This is a genomic window from Comamonas faecalis, from assembly GCF_039538025.1.
GTDB classification, from domain to species: domain Bacteria; phylum Pseudomonadota; class Gammaproteobacteria; order Burkholderiales; family Burkholderiaceae_C; genus Comamonas_C; species Comamonas_C faecalis.
Genome location: NZ_BAABBP010000015.1, coordinates 47,203 through 68,225 on the forward strand (window position 1 = coordinate 47,203; position 21,023 = coordinate 68,225).

General features: G+C 69.7%; 18 protein-coding genes and 1 pseudogene. 15 read left to right on the forward strand and 4 right to left on the reverse strand.

Translation table 11 applies throughout. The features are described from left to right. Nucleotides 1-211: 211 nt before the first annotated feature. Together ABD767_RS09985 and ABD767_RS09990 are read left to right on the forward strand one after the other, a co-directional pair. Nucleotides 212-985: an SDR family oxidoreductase gene (locus tag ABD767_RS09985; protein WP_103045144.1), complete on the forward strand. Its 774-nt coding sequence runs from the start codon at nt 212-214 to the stop codon at nt 983-985. Nucleotides 986-987: 2 nt separating this feature from the next. Continuing rightward, nucleotides 988-1,365, forward strand: a complete 378-nt coding sequence (locus tag ABD767_RS09990) for a nuclear transport factor 2 family protein (RefSeq protein ID WP_103045125.1) — start codon at nt 988-990, stop codon at nt 1,363-1,365. Nucleotides 1,366-1,381: 16 nt separating this feature from the next. Here the strand turns inward: ABD767_RS09990 and ABD767_RS09995 are convergent, their stop codons facing one another. From ABD767_RS09995 to ABD767_RS10010, 4 genes are all read right to left on the reverse strand, one after another. Then, a complete protein-coding gene (locus tag ABD767_RS09995) occupies nt 1,382-1,591 on the reverse strand; it encodes a hypothetical protein (protein WP_344869587.1) in 210 nt (69 codons plus the stop codon). Between the two features lie 274 nt (nt 1,592-1,865). Next, complete coding sequence (locus tag ABD767_RS10000) at nt 1,866-3,329, reverse strand: MBL fold metallo-hydrolase (protein ID WP_344869588.1); 1,464 nt, start codon at nt 3,327-3,329, stop codon at nt 1,866-1,868. 128 nt (nt 3,330-3,457) lie between these two features. Further along, entirely contained in the window at nt 3,458-4,840 is a 1,383-nt protein-coding gene (locus ABD767_RS10005) for a DUF1329 domain-containing protein (RefSeq protein ID WP_103045145.1), read from the reverse strand. A 215-nt stretch (nt 4,841-5,055) separates the two neighbouring features. After that, a complete protein-coding gene (locus ABD767_RS10010) occupies nt 5,056-5,883 on the reverse strand; it encodes an enoyl-CoA hydratase-related protein (protein ID WP_103045127.1) in 828 nt (275 codons plus the stop codon). 111 nt (nt 5,884-5,994) lie between these two features. Here ABD767_RS10010 and ABD767_RS10015 point away from each other — a divergent pair, with 111 nt between their 5' ends. The 13 genes and pseudogenes from ABD767_RS10015 (at nt 5,995) to ABD767_RS10075 (ending at nt 20,864) form a co-directional block, all read left to right on the forward strand. Further along, nucleotides 5,995-6,789, forward strand: a complete 795-nt coding sequence (locus ABD767_RS10015; protein ID WP_103045128.1) for an SDR family oxidoreductase — start codon at nt 5,995-5,997, stop codon at nt 6,787-6,789. 33 nt (nt 6,790-6,822) lie between these two features. Continuing rightward, entirely contained in the window at nt 6,823-7,785 is a 963-nt protein-coding gene (locus ABD767_RS10020; protein ID WP_103045129.1) for an OB-fold domain-containing protein, read from the forward strand. Between the two features lie 11 nt (nt 7,786-7,796). After that, a complete protein-coding gene (locus ABD767_RS10025; RefSeq protein WP_103045130.1) occupies nt 7,797-8,924 on the forward strand; it encodes an acyl-CoA dehydrogenase family protein in 1,128 nt (375 codons plus the stop codon). Continuing rightward, a complete protein-coding gene (locus ABD767_RS10030) occupies nt 8,914-9,333 on the forward strand; it encodes a MaoC family dehydratase (RefSeq protein ID WP_344869589.1) in 420 nt (139 codons plus the stop codon). The genes ABD767_RS10025 and ABD767_RS10030 overlap by 11 nt, the downstream gene beginning before the upstream one ends. A gap of 26 nt (nt 9,334-9,359) precedes the next feature. After that, nucleotides 9,360-10,538, forward strand: a complete 1,179-nt coding sequence (locus ABD767_RS10035) for a thiolase C-terminal domain-containing protein (protein ID WP_103045132.1) — start codon at nt 9,360-9,362, stop codon at nt 10,536-10,538. Between the two features lie 84 nt (nt 10,539-10,622). Further along, nucleotides 10,623-11,804: an acyl-CoA dehydrogenase family protein gene (locus tag ABD767_RS10040; RefSeq protein WP_103045133.1), complete on the forward strand. Its 1,182-nt coding sequence runs from the start codon at nt 10,623-10,625 to the stop codon at nt 11,802-11,804. 30 nt (nt 11,805-11,834) lie between these two features. Continuing rightward, a pseudogene (locus tag ABD767_RS10045) lies at nt 11,835-13,655 on the forward strand (long-chain-acyl-CoA synthetase); the annotation flags it as partial. After that, nucleotides 13,648-14,775: an MBL fold metallo-hydrolase gene (locus tag ABD767_RS10050; protein WP_344869590.1), complete on the forward strand. Its 1,128-nt coding sequence runs from the start codon at nt 13,648-13,650 to the stop codon at nt 14,773-14,775. The pseudogene ABD767_RS10045 and the gene ABD767_RS10050, both read left to right, overlap by 8 nt. Beyond that, nucleotides 14,772-15,968 carry an acyl-CoA dehydrogenase family protein gene (locus ABD767_RS10055; protein WP_103045135.1) on the forward strand — a complete coding sequence of 399 codons (1,197 nt, stop codon included), beginning with the start codon at nt 14,772-14,774 and terminating at the stop codon, nt 15,966-15,968. The genes ABD767_RS10050 and ABD767_RS10055 overlap by 4 nt, the downstream gene beginning before the upstream one ends. An 18-nt stretch (nt 15,969-15,986) precedes the next feature. Next, on the forward strand, nt 15,987-17,102 hold the full coding sequence (locus tag ABD767_RS10060; RefSeq protein WP_103045136.1) for an acyl-CoA dehydrogenase family protein: 1,116 nt from the start codon (nt 15,987-15,989) through the stop codon (nt 17,100-17,102). A 3-nt stretch (nt 17,103-17,105) separates the two neighbouring features. Next, nucleotides 17,106-18,812, forward strand: coding sequence for an AMP-binding protein (locus tag ABD767_RS10065; protein WP_103045137.1), 1,707 nt, complete (start codon nt 17,106-17,108; stop codon nt 18,810-18,812). A gap of 17 nt (nt 18,813-18,829) precedes the next feature. Beyond that, nucleotides 18,830-20,134, forward strand: a complete 1,305-nt coding sequence (locus tag ABD767_RS10070) for an MFS transporter (protein WP_103045138.1) — start codon at nt 18,830-18,832, stop codon at nt 20,132-20,134. A gap of 34 nt (nt 20,135-20,168) precedes the next feature. Continuing rightward, entirely contained in the window at nt 20,169-20,864 is a 696-nt protein-coding gene (locus tag ABD767_RS10075) for an EthD domain-containing protein (protein ID WP_103045139.1), read from the forward strand. Nucleotides 20,865-21,023: the final 159 nt, after the last annotated feature.

Consider the following 21,023-nt stretch of genomic DNA (forward strand, 5'->3'; position numbering starts at 1 on the left):
AATTGAAATGCGCGAACCGCGAAACCGGTACCGAACATGAGAAATCGGTGACGAATTCTTGCGGCGCCGCCGCTTCTATTCATCGTCTATTGAGACTAAAGGAATGCCCTAGCCCAACGCACAACCCATATCGTCCATTTGCAGGTGGCGCAGCGGGGCACCGCGCTGTGTGATGGCGGGCCACCCCCTGATGGACTTCCAAGGAGAACACATGCCCACCACCTTGCTCACCGGAAGCGCCTCCGGCATTGGCGCCGCCTGCCGCGCCGCGCTCCAGGCCCAAGGCCACCATGTCATTGGCGTCGACCTGAAGAACGCTGACATTTGCGGCGACTTGTCGACGACCGCCGGCCGCCAGGCCATCGTCGCCCAGGCGCTTGAGCTGACGCAAGGCAAGCTTGACGGCCTGGTGCTGTGCGCCGGTCTGGGCGCGCAGGTCAACCCGCCGTCCAAGGCAGTGTCGGTCAACTACTTTGGCGTCGTCGACCTGCTCGACGGCCTGCTGCCGTCGCTGCAAAAAGGCAGCCAGAGCGCGGCGGTGGTCGTCTCCTCGGTCGCGTCCACGCAACTGCCCTGGGACAAGAACCCGCTGGCCGAAGCGCTGGCGGCGGGCGACGAGGCGCGCGCCGGCGCCATCGTCGACGGCGCCGGCGAGCGCGGCGGCAACCTGGCCTATGCCGGCTCCAAGAATGCGGTCACCGTCGCGGTGCGCCAGCGCGCCAAGGCCTGGGGCCAGGCCGGCGTGCGGCTGAACACCGTGGCGCCGGGCGCAGTCGAGACGCCGCTGCTGCAGGCCAGCCTGAAGGATCCGCGCTACGCCGAGGCGATCAAGAACTTCGTCGCCCCGCTGGGCCGGCGCGCCGATCCTGCCGAGATTGCCGCGACCGTGGCCTTTCTGATGGGCGGGCAGGCCAGCTTCGTGCATGGCACGCAGCTGTTCGTCGATGGCGGCATGGACGCCATGGTGCGCCCCACGCAGTTCTGAACATGCTGGCCTACGAGACCATGCAGGCGGCCGTTCAGCGCTACGTCACCGCGCTCAACGCGGGCGACCTGGACGCCATCGTCGCCCTCTACGCCGAGGACGCCACCGTCGAAGACCCGGTGGGCAGCGCGCCCCACAGCGGTCACGCGGCGATTCGGGCGTTCTACGCCCGGTCGCTGGCGATGAAGCTGGACGTCACGCTGGAAGGCCCGGTGCGCGCCGTGGCCAACGAGGCCGCCTTTGCCTTTTGCGTGCGGCTGCACTGGCAGGGGCGGGACATGGCGATCCGGCCCATCGACGTCTTTCGCTTCGACGCCGCAGGCAAGGTCGTCTCGATGCGGGCGATCTTCGGGCCGCAGAACATGGGCGCTGCCGACTGACGCGCCGCGCAGCCGCTCACGCGCGGCGATTGACGACCTGGACGCCGCCGCCGGGCACGACATGGGCTTGGGACTGCGTGCGGCTGGCGCTCACCTGCGACCGCGACTGCACATGGGGGTCGGGCGGGAACTGCGCCAGCGCACCGCCGACGGTCAGCGCCGCGAACAGCATCACGCTGCGGGCGTCGAATGCACAAAGAGAGCGTCGCTGTGGTGCCTGGGACATGGGTGGAGCCTTCACGAAAACAGGGGACATGCGTGCATTGCACCGCAGCCTGCACCGCATGGGCCAGCACTTTTTCCGGCTGTTGCCCCGCCCAACATTTGCACCGCGGATGTAACGCACGACCACGGCGCCCGGCACGCAATCGCGGCTTCTGCACTGGCCGCACAGGCTGACACAGGACGCAACGCAGGCGTCAGGCCACATCGGCTTGATCTGCTTCGCTGAAAAGCGGGCAGCAGCAAAGACAGCGGCTGCAAGGCGCAGCCGGGCTGCCCTATCTACCTTCCTGCAATGCCTGCAGCTTGAGCTGCAGCCGCACCATGTGCTCGGCGTAGACCAGCGCCTCCTGCGCCGGCAGCGGCTGGGCCACGCGTTGCGCGTAGACCCACATCGCACCCTGGACCACCACCGGGTTGTCGCCATCGGCCAGCCAGGCCCAGTCGGCCAGCTGCGACGCCAGTGGCGCGTCCTGCGACGCCAGCGCCACGGCGCGCTCGATCAGCCTGTCGGCACCGCCGGCAAGCGCGGCCAGCTCGCCGGCCTCGCGCGCCAGCGGAGCAGGGCGCCAGTGCGACGGGATGTCGTCCCACCAGCCGGTGTACTGGCTGGCCACCATGCGGCCAATGTCGCGCGCCGACACGTAGAGCTCGCGCGCGTCGTCGCGCCCGGCCAGGTCGGCGGGCAGCGCCACCGCATCGAACACCAGATCCTTGCGCTCGCCGCGGTTCAGGCCGTCGACGACCTGCCGGGCGATGCTGTCGAGCATGCGCGCCTGTGCCGGCAGCCGATCCTGGATTTCTGCCGTGTCGGTAATGGCCGCGCCATGCGCGGGCAGCAGCAGCTGGGGCTGCCGAGCCGCCATGTCGCGCAGCGCCTGGGCCCATTCCTCGGGGTAGCGCTGGCGGCGCTTGCCGTTGCCGGCGTTGGGTAGAAAGCTCTGGAAGTAGTCGGCCGAGACGACGGCCGAGCGCCCCGGCACCGCCACCCACAGCTGATCCTCGGTCTCGCCGCGGGCGTGGGTCAGCACGAAGTCCTCGCCGCCGATGCGCAGCGTGGTCTTGCCGTGGAAGGTCTCGGTGGGGCGCACCGCCTGATCCCAGGAGCGCGGCACGTCGGCCAGCTTCTGCTGGTTGTTGCGCGCATTCAGCCCCCAGGTACGCATGTCCAGCTCCATCTGCTCGATGAATGCGTCGGTCGCGATGACGCGCGGGGGCGGGCTCTGCTGCATCAATGCCCAGGCGCCAAACGCATGGTCGGCGTGAAAGTGGGTCAGCACGATGGTGTGCACCGGCTTGGGGCTCAGCGTGGGCAGCACCTCGGCCAGCACCGGGCCGGCGGGAGCATAGCCGCTGTCGATCAACACCAGGCCCTCGTCGGTCTCGAACACCACGACGTTGACGATGGGCAGGCGCAGCAGCCAGGTGCGCGGCGCGACGGCCTCGATCTTGATCTTGGCGCGCACGTCGGCAATGGCGCGCGCGTCGTCCCGGCTGTACATGCTGTTGGCGACGGCATACGACATCTCGCCGCCAAAGCCGCCGCCCACCACGATGGAGCGCAGCAGCTGCGGGTTGGCCTTGAACACCGCCGCGCGCGCCGCCTGCACCTGAGGGTTGGCCGAGCCCGAGCCGCCGCGGTCGTCCGGCGCTGCCGCGCCATGCGCCAGCGCAAGGCCGGCGCAGGCCCACAAAGCCGCGCCCGCCACCAGGGCGCGGCGCCATGTCTTCAATCGTTTCATTGCTTCATCCATCGAAAAAACAGGGCGTCGTCTGGACGGCGCCCGGCTGGAAGTTGCGTGCCCCGGCGCTGCCACCCTGCCCCACGCCCAAGTGCGTGGACGCAAGCCGGCAGCGCCTGCGGCGTCGCTCAATTGCCCGCGTTGCGCGCGGCCTGCGGAGTGAACATCGAAGGCGTCAGGTTGCCCTTGTTGAGCAGGGGCGCCTCGGCGCGTTCCTGGAACAGGTTGTAGGCCACATAGCCGCCGGAGTTGAGGTCGTAGTAGAAGCTAGTTCCGGCGTGGAAGGTGTTGGCGTCGAAGGCGTAGTAGTGGTTGACCTCGGCGTGCTGCCACAGCTGGTTGCGCGCGTCGTAGTAGTCGCTCATCAGCGCCTGGCCGGTGTCCTCGTCCAGGAACAGCACGCGCTTGGCAAAGACGTGGCGGTAGCCTTCCTTGAGCGTGGCCTCCAGCACCCAGACGCGGCGCAGCTCATAGCGCATGAAATCCGGGTTGGCATGGCCGACCTTGAGCAGGTCGGCGTACTTCACCGTGTTGGCGTGCAGGCGGAAGGCGTTGGCCGGCACGTAGATTTCCTGCTTGCCCAGGCTCTTCCAGTTGTAGCGGATGGGCGAGCCGTTGAACAGGCGGTCCTGGTCGATGGTCATCTTGCCGCTGGTGCCGGGCATGGGCTGGTCAAAGCCGTACTCGGGCACCTGGCGCACGCGGCGGGTGCCGGGGTCATAGGTCCACTGCAGGCGCGTGTCCTTGCCGAAGTTCACCGGCTCCTGGTTGACGCCCACCGTGCCCTTCTCGCGCTCGGGCATCAGGGTGACGTTCATGCCCTGGGCCATCGCCCCCTCCAGGGGCTGGCCGGCCTGCTCGGGCATGTTGAGCAGGCTCATGCTGTAGTTGTGCGCACGCCCCCACACGACGCTGCCGTCCGAGAGCACGTTGGCCGCGTCGCGGATGGTCTCTTCGTTGAAGGTGCGAAACGGCAGCAGGTTGTTGAACGCCAGCTCGATGCCGTTCTTGGGGATGGGAAACGGCAAAGAACCCTTCACGCCGTGATCCACGCCCAGGCCGTCGGCGTTCATCACCGCGTTCTGCGCATTGGTCTTGGCCGACGCGCAGACGAAGTCGGGGAAGCGGAAGTCGCGGTGGCCCTGGTACACCGGAATGCGATAGGTCTGCGGATACTTGGCAAACATCGCCTTCTGGCCTTCGGTCAGGTGGGCGCCGTACTTGGACAGATTCTCCGCGGTGATCGTGAACAGCGGCTTCTCGTCCTTGTAGGGGTCGACCGGATGCTGGCCCGTGTGCGGCTTGTAGTCGATGCCCGGAGGCGTGCCCAGCCACTTGCCGGTGAACTCGGGTACGCCGCTGGCGGTACCGGCCTTCTCACCGCCGGTGCAGGTAAGCGTCTTGCCCAGCTTGCCGACCTCGTCGGACGATGCCTTGGCATGGACGGCGCCAGCCACCATGACCCCGGCCGCCGCCAGCAGCAGCGCCGCGGGCTTGAGTTTTGCGTTCATCACCATTCATCTCCTTGGTTTTCAAAGACAAGGCCAGGGTTGCCGGCCTCTTTTTCACTTGCAATCCACCGCATGCCCGCGCACCCATGGGTTCAAGGGCTGGCATGACAGCGCCATTGTGGAAACCCCTTCGCATCAACTCATCGTCAAAGAGGACTAGACGATTTCCCTAGGAGCCCCCAACCAGCCAAAAAATTCCAAAAATCCGCCGCCGCTCAGCGCCCCTCGAAGCGCGGCTTGCGCTTCTCGATGAAGGCCTGCATGCCCTCCTTCTGGTCGCGCGTGGCAAACAGCAGCTGGTTGGCCTTGCGTTCGAGCATCAGCGCCGCGTCCAGCGACGCGTCCATGCCCGAGATCACCACCTCCTTGATCTGCTGCACCGCCAGCGGCGGCATCGCGGCAATCAAGGCGGCCATCTTCAGTGCCTCGGGCAGCACCTCGCCGTCGGGCAGCACCTGGCTGACCAGGCCCATGGCCTGCGCCTCGCGCGCCGCCACCGGGCGGCCGGTCAGCAGGATGCGCATGGCGTTGAACTTGCCCACGGCGCGCACCAGGCGCTGCGTGCCGCCTATGCCCGGCATGATGCCGATGCGGATCTCGGGCTGGGCAAAGCTCGCGCCCTCGCCCGCCAGGATGATGTCGCAGTGCATCGCCAGCTCCGCGCCGCCGCCGAAGGCGTAGCCGCACACGGCCGCGATGATGGGCTTGGGGCAGCGCTCGATCGGCGCCCACACGCGCTCGGTGTGGCGCTGCAGGATCTCGATGGGGCCGCAGCCGTCCATGCTCTTGATGTCGCCGCCGGCGGCAAACACCTGCTCGCCGCCGGTCAGCACGATGGCGCGTACCGCATCGTCGTCGGCCAGCGCGGTGAAGGCGTGCGACAGGGCCGCCTGCAGCGTGAGGCTGAGCGCGTTGGTCGCGTCCGGGCGGTGCAGCGTCACCACGGCGACAGCGTCCGGCAGGCGCTGCACGCGCAGCTCGGGCGTGCTCAGTGCGGCCAGCAGCGTGGGGTCACAGGAGGCGTCGGGGGGCAAGGCGGTCATGGGCGGCGTTCGTGGCAGGGAAATGCGGGCGATGGTCGTTTGCGCACCGCGCCGCGGCATCGTCCTTTTGGACGTATCTGGCAAGCCGGGGCGTTCCTATATTTGTTCTCCATGAACACCTCTAGCGACTACCAACAGCACGTCGTGCTGGTCACCGGCGGCACCAAAGGCATTGGCCGCGCGATTGCCGAGGGCTTTCTCGCCGCCGGCGCCACCGTCGTGGTCTGCGCTCGCCAGCAGCCCGACGCCCTGCCCGCCAGCGGCGCGCGCAGCGCCGAGTTCCAGGCCTGCGACGTGCGCGACGCCGACGCAGTGCAGGCGCTGGTGCAATCCATCGTGCAGCGCCACGGCCGCCTGGACGTGCTGGTGCACAACGCGGGCGGCAGCCCGGCGGTCGATGCCGCCACCGTCTCGCCGCGCTTTCACGAAGGCGTGATCCGCCTGAACCTGCTGGCCGCGCTGCACATGGCGCAGGCGGCCAACGCCGCGATGCAGCAGCAGGACCAGGGCGGCGTGATCGTCTTCATCGGCAGCATCAGCGCGCTGCGCCCCTCGCCGGGCACCGCCGCCTACGGCGCGGCCAAGGCGGCCGTGCTCAGCCTGGCCGGGTCGCTGGCCGTCGAATGGGCGCCCAAGGTGCGCGTGGTCGCGGTCAGCCCCGGCCTGGTGCGCACCGAGCAGTCACACCTGCACTTCGGCGACGAAACGGGCATTGCCGCCGTGGCCGCCACCATTCCCGCCGGCCGCCTGGCCGAGCCCCAGGACATCGCCAACGCCTGCCTGTTCGTCGCCTCGCGCGAGGCGTCCTACATGAGCGGCAGCAACCTGCTGCTGCACGGCGGCGGCGAGCGCCCCGCCTTCCTGGGCGCGGCCCACAACACCACCCCCGCCAAAGGTCAGGCCTGACCCGCGGACACCCCGAACAGAAAGGAACAAGCCATGGCTGAACCCGAATGGATGCAAGCAGTCCGCTCCCTGGTGGGCAAGGAATACGGGCGCGTATACGCCTGGGACGCGGTCAACGCGCCGATGATCCGCCAGTGGTGCGAGCTGATGGGCACCGAGGTGCCGACCGACGACGCGGGCCAGGTGCTTGCGCCGCCCGCCATGCTGCAGGTGTGGTGCATGGAAGGGCCGGTGGCCAACAACTACCCGCCCGGCTCCACCAGCGAGAACCCCTACGAGGCCTTGAAGCTGATCGAGGCGCAGGGCTTCCCGTCGGTCGTCGCGGTGAACTCCGAGCTGAGCTTCGATCGCTACCTGCGCGAGGGCGAAAAGCTGTACTACACGACGCGCCTTGACAGCGTGGGCGAGGAGAAAACCACCGGCCTGGGCACGGGCTACTTCGTCACGCTGGTCATGACCTACTTCTCCATCGGCACGGCCGCGGGCGGCCAGGACGAGAAGGTCGGCGAGCTGCTGTTTCGCGTCTTCAAGTTCCGCCCGGCCAACCCGGTCAAGCCCGCCGCCAAGACAGACGCCTCCGCGGCCCCGAAGGCCATCCCGCGCCCGGCGCCCGGCATCAGCGACGACACGCGCTTCTTCTGGGACGGCGCGCGCGAGGGCAAGCTGCTCATCCAGCGCTGCAAGGGCTGCAACACGCTGCGCCACCCGCCCGGCCCGGTGTGCCCGCACTGCCACAGCTTCGAGTGGGACACGGTCGAGGCCAGCGGCCTGGGCACGGTGTACTCCTTCGTCGTGATGCACTACCCCGAGGTGCCGCCGTTCGAATACCCCAACCCGGTGGGCCTGATCGAGCTCGACGAGGGCACGCGCCTGATCGCGCAAATCGTCGGCGCCAAACCCGGCGACATCCAGATCGGCCAGCGCGTGAAGGTGGAATTCAACACCTTCAACGACGGCGAGCTGGTGCTGCCGCAGTTCCGCCCCGTCGCCGCCTGAGGACGCCTGCCATGGACTTCCAACTCACCGAAGACCAGCGCGCATTTGCCGACATGGCGCAAAGCCTGTTTGCCGACTTCTGCAGCGACGACCAGCTGCGCGCGCACGACACCTCGGGCGCCCCGTTCATGCAACAGCTGTGGCAGCAATGCGTTGAAGCCGGCCTGCACACCATCGTCGTGCCCGAGGAGCACGGCGGCCTGGGCCTGGGGCTGACCGAGCTGATGGCCGTGCTGGAGCAGCAGGGCCGCGCGCTGGCGCTGGTGCCGCTGTGGGAGCAGCAGTTGGCCGCCGCCACGCTGGCGCGCTTTGGCGGCGCCGGCGCGCAGGCCGCCCTGCCCGCGCTGATGGAGGGCAAGGTCGCCGCCGTGTCGCTGGCCGGCCTTGCGCAATCGACCGGTTGCACGCTGCAACTCACGCCCGCGGGCAGCGGCTGGCAGCTGCAGGGCAGCAGCCCGGCGGTGCCGCTGGCCGCTGCTGCCGGCCACGCGCTGCTGGTGGCGCAGGCACCCAACGGCCCGCGCCTGGTCTGGCTGGATCTGCAGGCCGCAGGCGTCGCACGCACGCCGGGCCAGAGCCAGCATCACCAGGAGATTGCCGACCTGCAGTGCAGCGCCGTGGCGCTGGACGACGACGCCGTGCTGGCTCCCGAGGCGCTGGCCTGGCTGGAGCCGCGCGCCATTGCCGCGCTGGCCGCGCTGCAAATGGGCGTGACGCAGCAACAACTGCGCCGCACCGTCGAGTACGTCAGCGAGCGCAAGCAGTTCGACCGCGCCATCGGCAGCTTCCAGCTGGTCGCCGGAAAAATGGCCGACGGCCACATCGCGCTGGAGGCGCTGCGCAGCAGCGTCTGGCAGCTGGTCTACCGCCTGGACGCGGGCCTGGGCGCCACGCCCCAGGCGCACGCGGTGCGCGCGCTGGCCAACGACACCGGCCACCACGTCGGCCACATGGCCCAGCACGTGCATGGCGGCATGGGCGTGGACGTGACCTACCCGATCCACCGCTTTCTCTACTGGAGCCGCGCGCTGGCCGTCGCGCTGGGCGGCACCGAGCACCACCTGGCCGCCCTGGGCGACTGGCTGGCCGACAACGACAACCTGGGATGGAAATATGACCTCGCCGAAGATGAACTCTGAGCTGCGCCGCTACGACGACGTGAAGGTGGGCGACGAGCTGCCCGCGCTGGCCGTGCCGATCACGGTGCAGCTGATCGCGGGCGGCGCCATCGCCACGCGCGACTACTTTCCCGGCCACATGGACAAGGACGCTGCCCAGGAGCTGGGCTCGCCCCACGTGTTCATGAACATCCTGACCACCAACGGCCTGGTGCAGCGCTTCGTCGAGGGCTGGGCCGGTGGCCCGGGCGCGCCGCTGCGCGACCTGAAGATCAAGCTGGGCGCGCCCAACTACCCGGGCGACACGATGACGTTTTCCGGCAGCGTGACCGACAAGCGCGACGCCGACCGCAGCGTCGAAGTGACCCTCAAGGGCAAGAACCAGTACGGCAGCCACGTCACCGGCACGGTGCGCGTGGGCCTGGCCTGAACGCCGCAGCACAGGAGAGACAAGCAATGAGTGAACCCAATATTTCCGGGCGCGCGGCCATCGCCGGCCTGGGCGCCACCGAGTTTTCCAAGAACTCCGGCCGCACCGAGCTGCGCCTGGCCATGGAGGCCACGCTGGCCGCGCTGGCCGATGCGGGCATCGACCCCAGCGAAGTCGAAGGCTTCAGCTCCTACACCATGGACAAGGTGCCGGAGTACGAGATCGCCCGCCTGCTGGGCGCCAAGAACGTCAAGTTCTTCTCGCAGATCCCGCACGGCGGCGGCGCCGCCTGCGCGCCGGTGCTGCACGCGGCCATGGCCGTGGCCACGGGCGTGGCCAAGACGGTGGTGGTGTTTCGCGCGATGAACGAGCGCAGCTGGTACCGCTTTGGCACCGGCAGCTACGGCTTTGGCAACACGCCCATCTTCGAGAACGTCAACTACGGCTGGTACATGCCGCACGGCTTTCACACACCGGCCGCCTGGGTGGCCATGTTTGCCCGCCGCTACATGCACACCTACGGCGCCACCAGCGAGGACTTCGGCCGCGTGGCGGTCGCGGTGCGCGACTTTGCCGCCACCAACCCGGCCGCCTTCTTCTACCAAAAGCCCATCACGCTGGCCGACCACCAGGCGTCCAAGTGGATTGCCGAGCCGCTGCACCTGCTCGACTGCTGCCAGGAGAGCGACGGCGCCGTGGCCATGGTCATCACCAGCAGCGAGCGCGCCCGCGACATGAAGCAAAAGCCGGTGATCATCAAGGCCGCGTCGCAAGGCATTACCGAGGGCCAGCAGAGCATGACCTCGTTCTTCCGCGAGGACATCACCGACCTGCCGGAGATGGGCGTGGTCGCCAAGGAGCTGTACGCCCAGTCGGGCCTGACGCCCGAGGACTTCCAGACCGCGGTGATCTACGACCACTTCACGCCCTTCGTGATGACCCAGCTCGAAGAGTTCGGCTTCTGCAAGCGCGGCGAGGCCAAGGAATTCGTGCGCGCAGGCATGCATGCGCGCGGCGGCAAGCTGCCGATCAACACCCACGGCGGCCAGCTGGGCGAGGCCTACATCCACGGCTTCAACGGCGTGGCCGAGGGCGTGCGCCAGGTGCGCGGCACGGCCGTCAACCAGGTGGCCGGCGTGCACAACGTGCTGGTCACCGCCGGCACCGGCGTGCCCACCAGCGGTTTGATCCTGGGCGCGGCCTGATTCCCCACTCCCCTCCCCTTCGCGGGAGAGGGAGTGAAAACCGCCCAGCAGTTAGCAAGATTGAATGGAAAGCGACCACAGCCCATGTTTGTCGACCTGACCCCCGAACAGCACCGCCTGCGCCTGCAGGTGCGCGACTATTTCAACGCCCTGATGACGCCCGAGCTGCGCGTGCGCATGCGCGGCGCCGAGGGCGGCGACGAGTACCGCCAGATCGTGCGCCAGATGGGCCGCGACGGCTGGCTGGCCGTGGGCTGGCCCAAGGAGTACGGCGGCCAGGGGCTGTCGGCCACCGAGCAGCTGATCTTCTTCGAGGAAGCCAACATTGCCGGCGCCCCCTTGCCCTTCGTCACCATAAGCACCGTGGGCCCGGCGCTGATGGAGCATGGATCGGCGCAGCAAAAGGCCGAATTCCTGCCCGGCATTGCCGCCGGCGAGACGCTGTTCGCCATCGGCTATTCCGAACCGCAGGCGGGCTCCGACCTGGCCACGCTCAAGACCAGTGCGCGCCTTGAGGGCGACCTGCAAACCGGGCATTTCGTCGTCAACGGCAACAAGCTGTGGACTTCGAGCGTCGAGTCGGCCAACCATGTCTGGCTGGCGGTGCGCACCAGCCCCGACCTGCCGCGCCACAAGGGCATCTCCATCCTGATTGCCGACACCGCTGCCCCCGGCTTCTCGCACACGCTGATCGAGACCGTGGGCAACGTCACCGCCGCCACCTACTACGACAACGTGCAGGTGCCTGCCAACCGCCTGGTCGGCCAGCTGCACGGCGGCTGGAAGCTCATCACCTCGCAGCTCAACCACGAGCGCCTGGGCCTGGGCTCGTGGTCGGACAAGGTGTTCGGGCCCTTCAGCAAGGTGCTGGCCTGGGCCAAGGCGCGCGACGAACAGGGCAGGCGCGCCATCGACCAGCCCTGGGTGCGCCGCAGCCTGGCCGACTGCTACCGGCGCCTGGAGGCGATGCGCATCACCAACTTCCGCATTGCCGCCGACCTGGAGGCGGGCGGCATGGACGTTGCGCTGGCCTCGACCACCAAGGTCTACGGCACCGAGAACGTGCTGGAGATCCTGCGCGCGCTGATGGACATCGTCGGCGCGAGCTCCCTGGTGCGCGCCGGCTCCAGCGCCGCCTTCCTGATGGGCGAGCTGGAGTACGAGATCCGCGCCAACACCATCAACACCTTCGGCGGCGGCGTCAACGAGATCCAGCGCGAGCTGATCGCCCAGTTCGGCCTGGGCATGCCGCGTCCGGTGCGCTGAGGCGCGCGCCGCAACCACACAGCGAGTCAGAGCATGCAACACACCGCCCAACCCGTACCCCGCGAGGTCACGCAGGCCAAGCTGGATCTGCGCAGCCAGGCGGGCGCCAGATACCACGCGTCCCTGCCCTACACCATCAGCGACCGGCTGCAGGAGCAGGCGCGGCAGTTTGCCGCCAGTCCCTTCCTGGTCGAGGCAGAGCGCCAGTACAGCTACGAAGAAGTCAACCGCCGCGTCAACCAGGTGGCGCACGCGGCGCATGCGCTGGGCGTGCGCGCGGGCGACGTCGTCGCGCTGGCCATGGAGAACCGCGCCGACTTCTTCTTCGTCTGGTGGGGACTGAACAAGGCCGGCGCCAAGGTGGCATTCCTCAACACCTACGTCACCGGCAAGCCGCTGGCGCATGCGCTGCAGGTCACCGGCGCCACGCGCGCCGTCGTCGGTGAGGAATGCCTGAAGAACTTTGCCGCCAGCGAACAGGAACTGCCCGCGGGGATCGGCTACTGGCTGTGGCCCGACGCCGAGCGCCCGGCCAGCGACGCCGAGCGCAGCCTGTGCAGCCAAAACCTGGCGCAGCTGGCCGACCAGGCCAGCTGCGACGACCCGCCCGCCGACTGGCGCGCCGGCATCACCGCGGGCGACACCGCGCTGTACATCTTCACCTCGGGTACGACGGGCCTGCCGAAGGCCGCCCACATCAGCCACGGCCGCTGGCTGATGGCCGGCGACGTGATGCGCATCAGCCTGGAGATCACGCCCGAAGACTGCTTCTACTGCTTTCTGCCGCTGTATCACGGCGCGGCATCGATGTCGGCCGGCTCCACCGCGCTGGCCGGCGGTGCGCGCGTCGTCGTGCGGCGCAAGTTCAGCCGCAGCGCGTTCTGGAGCGACGTGCGCCGCCACCAGATCACGGTGGCGCAGTACGTCGGCGAGATCTGCCGCTTTCTGCTCAGCGCCCCGCCCACGCCCGACGACAAAAACCACAGCCTGCGCAAGCTCTCGGGCACCGGCATGGCGCCCGAGGTGTGGCACCAGTGGACGGCGCGCTTTGGCGACCAGTTCCAGATCGTCGAGAGCTGGGGCGCCACCGAATCGAACACCAACACGCTGAACCTGGACAACTGGCCGGGCTCGTGCGGGCGCATTCCGTTCTGGGACAAGACCAACCTGCGCCTGGTGCGCTACGACGTCGAGAGCGGCAGCCACCCGCGCAGCGAAGACGGCCGCTACCAGCTGTGCGCGGTGAACGAGCCGGGCGAGGCCATCGGCATGATCGTGCAACACCCCGAGGCGATCGGCGGGCGCTTCGAGGGCTATACCTCTGCCGAGGCGACCGAGAAGAAGATCCTGCGCGACGTCTTTGAGAAAGGCGACGCCTGGTGGTCCTCGGGCGACCTGCTGCGCTGCGACGAGCACGGCTACTGCTGGTTCGTCGACCGCATCGGCGACACCTTCCGCTGGAAGAGCGAGAACGTCTCGACCACCGAAGTGGCCGACGTGCTGGGCGACTATCCTGGTCTTCATGCCCTCACCATCTATGGCGTCAAGGTGCCGGACAACGACGGCCGCGCCGGCATGGCGGCCGTGGTGCTTCTGCCCGGCCACGCCTTCGACCCCGCCGCCTTCTGGCAGCTGGCCATGGCGCGCCTGCCGCGCTACGCAGCGCCGCTGTTCGTGCGCCTGCCGCAGGCGGCCGACATGACGGGCAACTACAAGCTGCGCAAGGTCGACCTGCAGCGCGAGGGCTTTGACCCCGCCTTGGTGAAAGACCCGCTGTATGTGCGCGACGACGCGGCCCAGACCTATGTGCCGCTGACCGACGAAGCCGTTGCAAGGGCGCTGCGTGGCTGAGGCAGGCACCCTCCCTGCCGAGCGCACGCGCCCCGAGCGCCTGCGCGCCAGCGCGCCGCTGCACTACCCGTTCGAGCCGCCGGCCGCAGACGCCAGCGTCGTCGAGGTCGCGCCCGGCATTCTGTGGGCGCGCATCGCAATGCCGATCGCGCTGGACCACATCAACGTCTACCTGCTGCAGGACGGCGACGGCTGGACCGTCGTCGACACCGGGCTGCACACCGAGGCCACGCGCCAGACCTGGGAGCAGCTGGCCGCCCGCCACCTGCAGGGCCTGCCGATCCGCCGCCTGGTCTGCACCCACAGCCACTACGACCACGCCGGCCAGGCCGCGTGGATGGTCGAGCGCTTTGGCGCCGAGCTGTGGATGAGCTTTGGCGAGTACTACATGCTGCGCGGCTTCTACGGCCCGCCGCCCGAGCCGCTGCCCGCGCACACGCTGCGCTTCTACCAGCGCGCCGGCATGGCGGGCGAGCAGATCGAGCGCGTGTTCGCCAGCCTGCGCCGCGACCCCTTCATGCCGCCCGTGCCCGACAGCTTCGTGCGCCTGCGCCACGGCGACCGGCTGCGCATCGGCGCACGCGACTGGCAGGTCATCGTCGGCGAGGGCCATTCGCCCGAGCATGTCTGCCTGTACGACGCACAAGACCGCATCCTGATCGCCGGCGACCAGCTGCTGCCGCGCATCACCTCCAACGTGCTGGTCATGCCGGTCGAGCCCGAGGCCGACCCGCTGCGCCTGTGGCTGGCCTCGCTGGAGCGCCTGGCCCCGCTGGCCGCCGACACGCTGGTGCTGCCCTCGCACCAGGGCGTGTTTCGCGGACTGCGCGAGCGCGTGCAGGAACTGCAGGAGCACCACCGGCAACAATTGGATCTGCTGCGCGCCGCCCTGCGCCAGAAGAAGCGCGCCAGCGCCTGGGAGCTGATGCAGGTGCAGTTCCCCAAGCGCCGCCACCCCATGGACGACCTGATGGCCATTGGCGAGACACTGGCCCACCTGTCCTGGCTGCGCCACCAGGGGCAGGTGTCGCGCACGCTGGGCGATGACGGCGCCCACTGTTTCGAACTGACCCGCCCCACCGGCGCCCGAGAAGCGCCGGATACGGAGACACAAGCATGAGTGACAAAGACAAGGACTTTCGCGCCGAAGCCGCCGCGTGGCTGCAGGCCAACTGCCCCGCCAGCATGCGCCGGCCAATCACCGCCGATGAAATCGTCTGGGGCGGCTCGCGGCTGCACTTCACCAGCGACGACCAGCGCCTGTGGTTCGAGCGCTGCCGCGACCGCGGCTGGTTCGCGCCCGGCTGGCCCCGGGAATACGGCGGCGGCGGCCTGAACCCGAAGCAGGCGCGCATCGTCGAAGAGGAAATGGCCCGCCTGGGCTGCCGCCAGCCCCAGTACAACCTGGGCGTGTGGATGCTGGGGCCGGTGCTGCTCGAAGTGGGCAGCGAGGAGCAAAAGCGCGAGCACCTGCCGCCGATGATGCGCGGCGAGCAGCGCTGGTGCCAGGGTTTTTCCGAACCCAACGCCGGCTCCGACCTGGCCAGCCTCAAGACCTCGGCCAGGCGCGTGAGCGACGCCGAAGGCGAGGCCTACATCGTCAACGGCTCCAAGATCTGGACCTCGTATGGCGACCAGGCCGACTGGATGTACGCGCTGGTGCGCACCGACGCCGGCGCGCGCAAGCAGCAAGGCATCAGCTTCGTGCTGATCGACATGCACGCGCCGGGCGTGAGCGTCAAGCCCATCGAGCTGATCAGCGGCAAGTCCAGTTTTTGCGAGGTGTTCTTCGACAACGTGCGCGTGCCGCTGCGCCAGCTGGTGGGCGCCGAAGGCGAGGGCTGGGCCGTGGCCAAGAAGCTGCTGCAGCACGAGCGCGCCGCCATGTCCAAGTTCGCCGAGGGCGGCGCGCCCTCGCATGACGCGCTGGCCGTGGCCCGCCCCTATCTGGAGCAGGCCGGCCCCGCGCAGGCCGCCGTGTGGCGCGACCGCCTGGCCGGCGTGCTGATGGACGCGCACGCGTTCGCGCTGACCCACCAGCGCGTGACGGCCCAGGCCATGGCGCGCCAGGACGTGAGCGGCCCCGCGTCCATCATGAAACTGGTTCAGACCGAGCAGGAGGTGGCCAAGTACGAGCTGCTGGTGCAGGTCATGGGCCTGAACGGCCTGTCCTGGGACGGTGAGGACTTCAGCCAGCTGGAGCACGACATCTGCCGCCAGTGGCTGCTGGCCAAGACCTACACCATTGGCGGCGGCACCAGCGAGGTGCAGCTCAACATCATCGCCAAGCGCGTGCTGGGGCTGCCGGGCTGAAGATCAAGGAGACACACCATGGGCTTTTTGCTCAACGAAGAACAGACCATGCTGCGCGACAGCGCGCAGGACTTCCTCTCGGAACAATCCCCGGTGGCGCTGCAGCGCAGGCTGCGCGACGAAGCAGCCCCGCTGGGCTATTCGCAGGAACTGTGGCAGCAGGCCGTCGAGCTGGGCTGGCCCGCCGCCGCCCTGCCCGAGGCCGCCGACGGCCTGGCCATGGGCTACGCCGGCCTGGGCGCCATCTTCGAGCTGATGGGCCGCCACCTGGCGGCGCTGCCGCTGCTCTCGCACAGCGTGCTGGCCGCCGAGCTGCTGCTGCAGCTGCAGGACGAGGCGCAGCGCGCGCAATGGCTGCCGCTGCTGGCCGGCGGCGACCAGCGCCTGGCGCTGGCGCTGGACGAATCGCGCCTGCACTGGCCGCAGCCGCTGCGCACCCGCGCGCGCCGCCAGGGCGGCGGCTGGCTGCTCGATGGCGAGAAATGGTTCGTCATCGACGGCGTCGGCGCGCGCTGGCTGCTCGTCGCCGCCCAGCCCGAGGGCGAGGACCAGGCCGCGCTGTTCATCGTCGACGCCCAGGCCGCTGGCGTCACGGCCCAGCCGCTGCACCTGGCCGACAGCCGCAACCATGCCCGCGTGCAACTGCAGGCCGTTGCGGCAGAGCGCCTGGCGCTGGCCGACGCCGGCGCCGCCATCGAGCGCGCGCTGGACTGCGCCCGCGCCTGCCTGGCGGCCGAGGCGCACGGGCTGCTGCGCGAAGTGCTGGAACGCACCGTCGCCTACCTCAAGGAGCGCGTGCAGTTCGACGTGCCGATCGGCTCGTTCCAGGCGCTGCAGCACCGCGTCGCGCGGCTGTACACCGAGGTCGAGCTGCTCGACAGCTGCGTGCGCGCCGCGCTCGCCGCGGTGGACGACAACAGCGCCGAGTTGCCGCTGCTCGCCAGCCTGGCCAAGGCGCGCGCGGGCGACCTGTGCGAGAAGCTGCTCAACGAGGCGGTGCAGCTGCACGGCGGCATCGGCGTAACCGACGAATTCGACCTGGGGCTGTTCCTCAAGCGCGCCCGCGTCGTGCAGCAGCTGCTGGGCGACGGCCCCTACCACCGCCAGCGCTACGCCGGCCTGAAAGGAGTTTGACCGATGAGCACCCAAGACAACGCACAGGCGCTGGTGCAGCTGGCCCATCAGGCCCAGGCGCAGCTGACCGCCCCCGGCGCGCCATTCGAGATGGAGACCGTGCAGCACCTGGGCCACGCGGTGCGCGCCTACAAGAACGCGTTCCACACCCTGCCCGAACTGATCAACGCCGGCCGCGCCCACGGCGCGCGCGAGTTCATGGTCTATGGCGAAGACCGCTGGACCTTCGACCGCTTCTTCGCCGCGGTCGACGCGCTGGCCGGCCGCCTGCAGCAGGAGCACGGCCTGCAGCCGGGCGAGCGCGTCGCCATTGCGCTGCGCAACCGTCCCGAATGGGCCGTGGCCTTTGCCGCCGTGGCGCTGGCGGGCGCCATTCCCGCGCCGCTCAACAGCTTTGGCCTGGGCGAGGAGCTGAGCGCAAGCCTGGCCGACATCGCGCCGCGCTGGCTGGTGTGCGACCAGGATCGCCTCGACCGCCTGGCGCGCCACCCGCTGCCAGAGGGCTGCCGCACCACCGTGGTCGACAGCGACGCGGGCAGTGTTGCCTGGCAGACGCTGGTCGCGCCCGGCGGCCCTCGGCTTGCGCCGCCGCAGCTCGCGCCCACCGACCCGGCACTGATCCTGTTCACCTCGGGCGCATCGGCCCAGGCCAAGGGCGTGCTGTCCAACCAGCGCGCGGTCTGCCAGGCGCTGTTCAACATCGACTTCATCGGTGCGATTGCCGGCATGACCTCGCCCGAGGCGGTGCAAAAGCTCATGTCCGCAGGCCTCACGCCGACCACGCTCACCGTCGTGCCGCTGTTTCACGTCAGCGGCCTGCATGCGCAGCTGCTGGCTTCGCTGCGCCACGGCCGGCGCCTGGTGCTGCTGCACCGCTGGGACGCGGCCCAGGCCATGGAGATGATTCGCCGCGAAAAAATCACCCAGTTCAACGGCGCGCCCACCATGGTGCAGCAGCTCTTGAACCAGCCGGCGTTTCATGACCCGCAGGCCAGCAGCACGCTGATGGGCTTGGGCTTTGGCGGCGCCGGCCTGTCGCAGCGCCTGATCGACGACACGCTGGCCGCGCGCCCGGGCTCGCTGTCGGGCATAGGCTTTGGCCTGACCGAGACCAACGGCGTGGGCGCCGGCGCCTCGGGCCGGCTGTTCGCGCTGCGCCCCGAGTGCGCGGGCTTCGTCTCGCCGCTGATGGAGCTGCGCATCGCCGACGTGTTCGGCGAGCCGCTGCCCGCGGGCGAGGACGGCGAGATCTGGCTGCGCGGCGTCACCGTGATGGACGGCTACTGGAGGCAGCCGCGCGCCACCGAGGCGGCGATGAGCGACGGGTGGTTTCGCACCGGCGACGTGGGCCGCGTCGACGCCGACGGCTTTCTGCGCATCGTCGACCGCATCAAGGACGTGATCAACCGCAACGGCGAGAAGATCGCCGCCGCCGAGGTCGAGTCCTGCCTGATGCAGCACGCCGCCGTCGAGGACGCGGTCGTCTTTGCCCAGGCCGACGAGCAGACCGGCGAGGCCGTGGTCGCCGTCGTGCAGCTGCGCGCGGGCGCCGCCGACACCAGCGCGCAACTGCTGCGCGAGCACGTGGCAGCGCGCCTGGCCGCGTACAAGGTGCCGCAGACCATCCACCTGCGCGACGAGTCGCTGCCGCGCAACCCGGCGGGCAAGCTGCTCAAGAACGCGGTGAAAAAAGAGTACCAGGCCCGTTGAGCGCACAGCCCCACGCCATGCAGGAAGCCCCAGCCTACCCCCCTTCCTCGCCGCTGCGGCGCGGCTACACGCTGGGGCTGCTCACGCTGCTGTCGGCGCTGACCTTCATGGACCGGCAAATCCTGGCGGTGCTGCTGCAGCCGGTGAAGGCCGAGTTCGGCCTGAGCGACCTGGCCATCGGCCTGATCACCGGCCTGGGCTTTTCGCTGACCTTCGTGCTGCTGGGCATTCCACTGGGCAAGCTGGCCGACCGCGGCCAGCGGCGCAGCGTGCTGGTTTTCAGCCGCGGCGTCGGCGCGCTGCTGGGCGCGGCCGGCGCGCTGGCCACGGGCTTCTGGAGCCTGCTGGTCTCGCGCGCGGGCAGCGCGCTGAGCGACGCCGGCGGCGCGCCCGCCTCCATCGCCATGCTCAGCGATCTGTACCCGCCCGAGCGGCGCTCGCGCGTCATCAGCGTATTCGGCACCGGCGCCAGCGTCGGCGCGCTGCTGTCGCTGGTGCTGGGCGCCTGGCTGGCGCAGCACTACGGCTGGCGCGTCACGATGGCGGTGATCGGCGCCAGCGCGCTGCTGTTCGTCGCGCTGCTGTACGCGACCGTGCGCGAACCGGTGCACGCGCTGCGCGCGCAGGGCGCGGCCCAACAACGCCATGGCGCACTGCGCGAGCTGGCGCGCAACCGCGTCGCGCTGTGGCTCATCCTGGGCTCGGGCTTCACGCTGCTGGCGGCCTACAGCTTCGGCGCGTGGAACACCGCCCTCTTGATCCGCCGCCACGGGCTGTCGCTGCAGGCGGCGGGCTGGATCTCGGGCGCAGCGGCTCTGGCCTCGATCACCGGCGCGCTGTGGTCCGGCCATTTCACCGACTGGATGTGCCGGCGCGACCAGCGCTGGCAATTGGGCGTGCCGCTGCTGGGCATGGTGCTGGCGCTGCCCTGCGGCCTGGCCTACCTGGCCATGCCCGTGGGCAGCGTCTGGGTGGCAAGCGCCCTGCTGCTGGTCTACGCCTTCTTCGTCGTCTGGTGGGCCGCGCCGGTCTACGCGGCGCTCAGTTTCGTCGTGCCGGCGCAGCGCCGCGCCACGGCGCACGCGGTCATCATGCTGGTCGGCTCGGTCGTCGGCAGCGGTCTGGGGCCCATCCTGACGGGCTGGCTCAGCGACCGCCTGGACACCGGCCTTGCCGGCGACGGCCTGCGCTTTGCGCTGATGGCGATGATCGGCATGCTGGTGCCCGGCGCGCTGGCCTTTGCCCGCGCGCTGCCCGCCTACCCGGCGCTGCGCCAGGCGCTGCTGCAGCAAGCGGCGGCCGTGCCGCGCTCTTGCACCTGAGGCGCGCGCCGCCCGCAACGCTCCCATCACCACCATGCACGACGACGGCACCCTCTGGAAGATGATTTACCTGGCGCGGCGCAACCCGCGCCTGGCGCCCGAGGACTTCGCGGCCGCCTGGCGCGAGCATTCGGCGCTGGGGCGCAATTGCACCAACGTGCAGCAGCGGGTGCGCAGCGTGGCGCAGTGCACCCGCCTGCTGGACGCGCTGCCCGACGGTTGCAGCAGCGGCTTTGACGGCGTCAACCTGATGGCGCTGCGCGACCGCGCCAGCGCCGACGCCATCTGGAGCGACCCGGAGACGCTGGCCACGATGCGCCCCGACGAGCCACGCGTGTTCGACCGCTACGTGCGCGAATGCGCGCTGGTCGCGCGCGAGCAGGTGCTGCACGGCGGCAGCGGCGGCACCGCCGGCTGCGCCGCCGTGCTCACCGCCTTCCTGAAGCGGCGCGACCGCGTCGCGGCCGAGGACTTCGAGCGCGCGCTGCCCCTGGCGCCGCAGCCCTGGAGCGCGGTGCGCGCCAGCCGGCTCAACATCGTCGAGCCCGGGCGCCCGCCCGGCCACGACTGGGACGCGGTACTCGAATGGTGGTTCGAGGATGCGCAGCAACTGGTGCAAAGCCTGGCAGCCCGGCCGCTGCGCGGTGCCCTGCCCCTGCTGTACCGCACCGTCTGCGAGAGCGGCGCGTCACTGTTCCTGGCCACCCGGGTCAGCCACCGCAGGCCCTGACGGAGCGTCGATCGCGGCGAAGGCGCCGCGCGCTCCCACGGCAAAAATCCCGTGTCCGGTGGGAACGGCACCCTCGCCGCGATGGATGCCAGCCACCGGCCGGCGATCGTGAACACGCTCAAAAAAAAACGGCATGCCCGATGGGACATGCCGCCAACC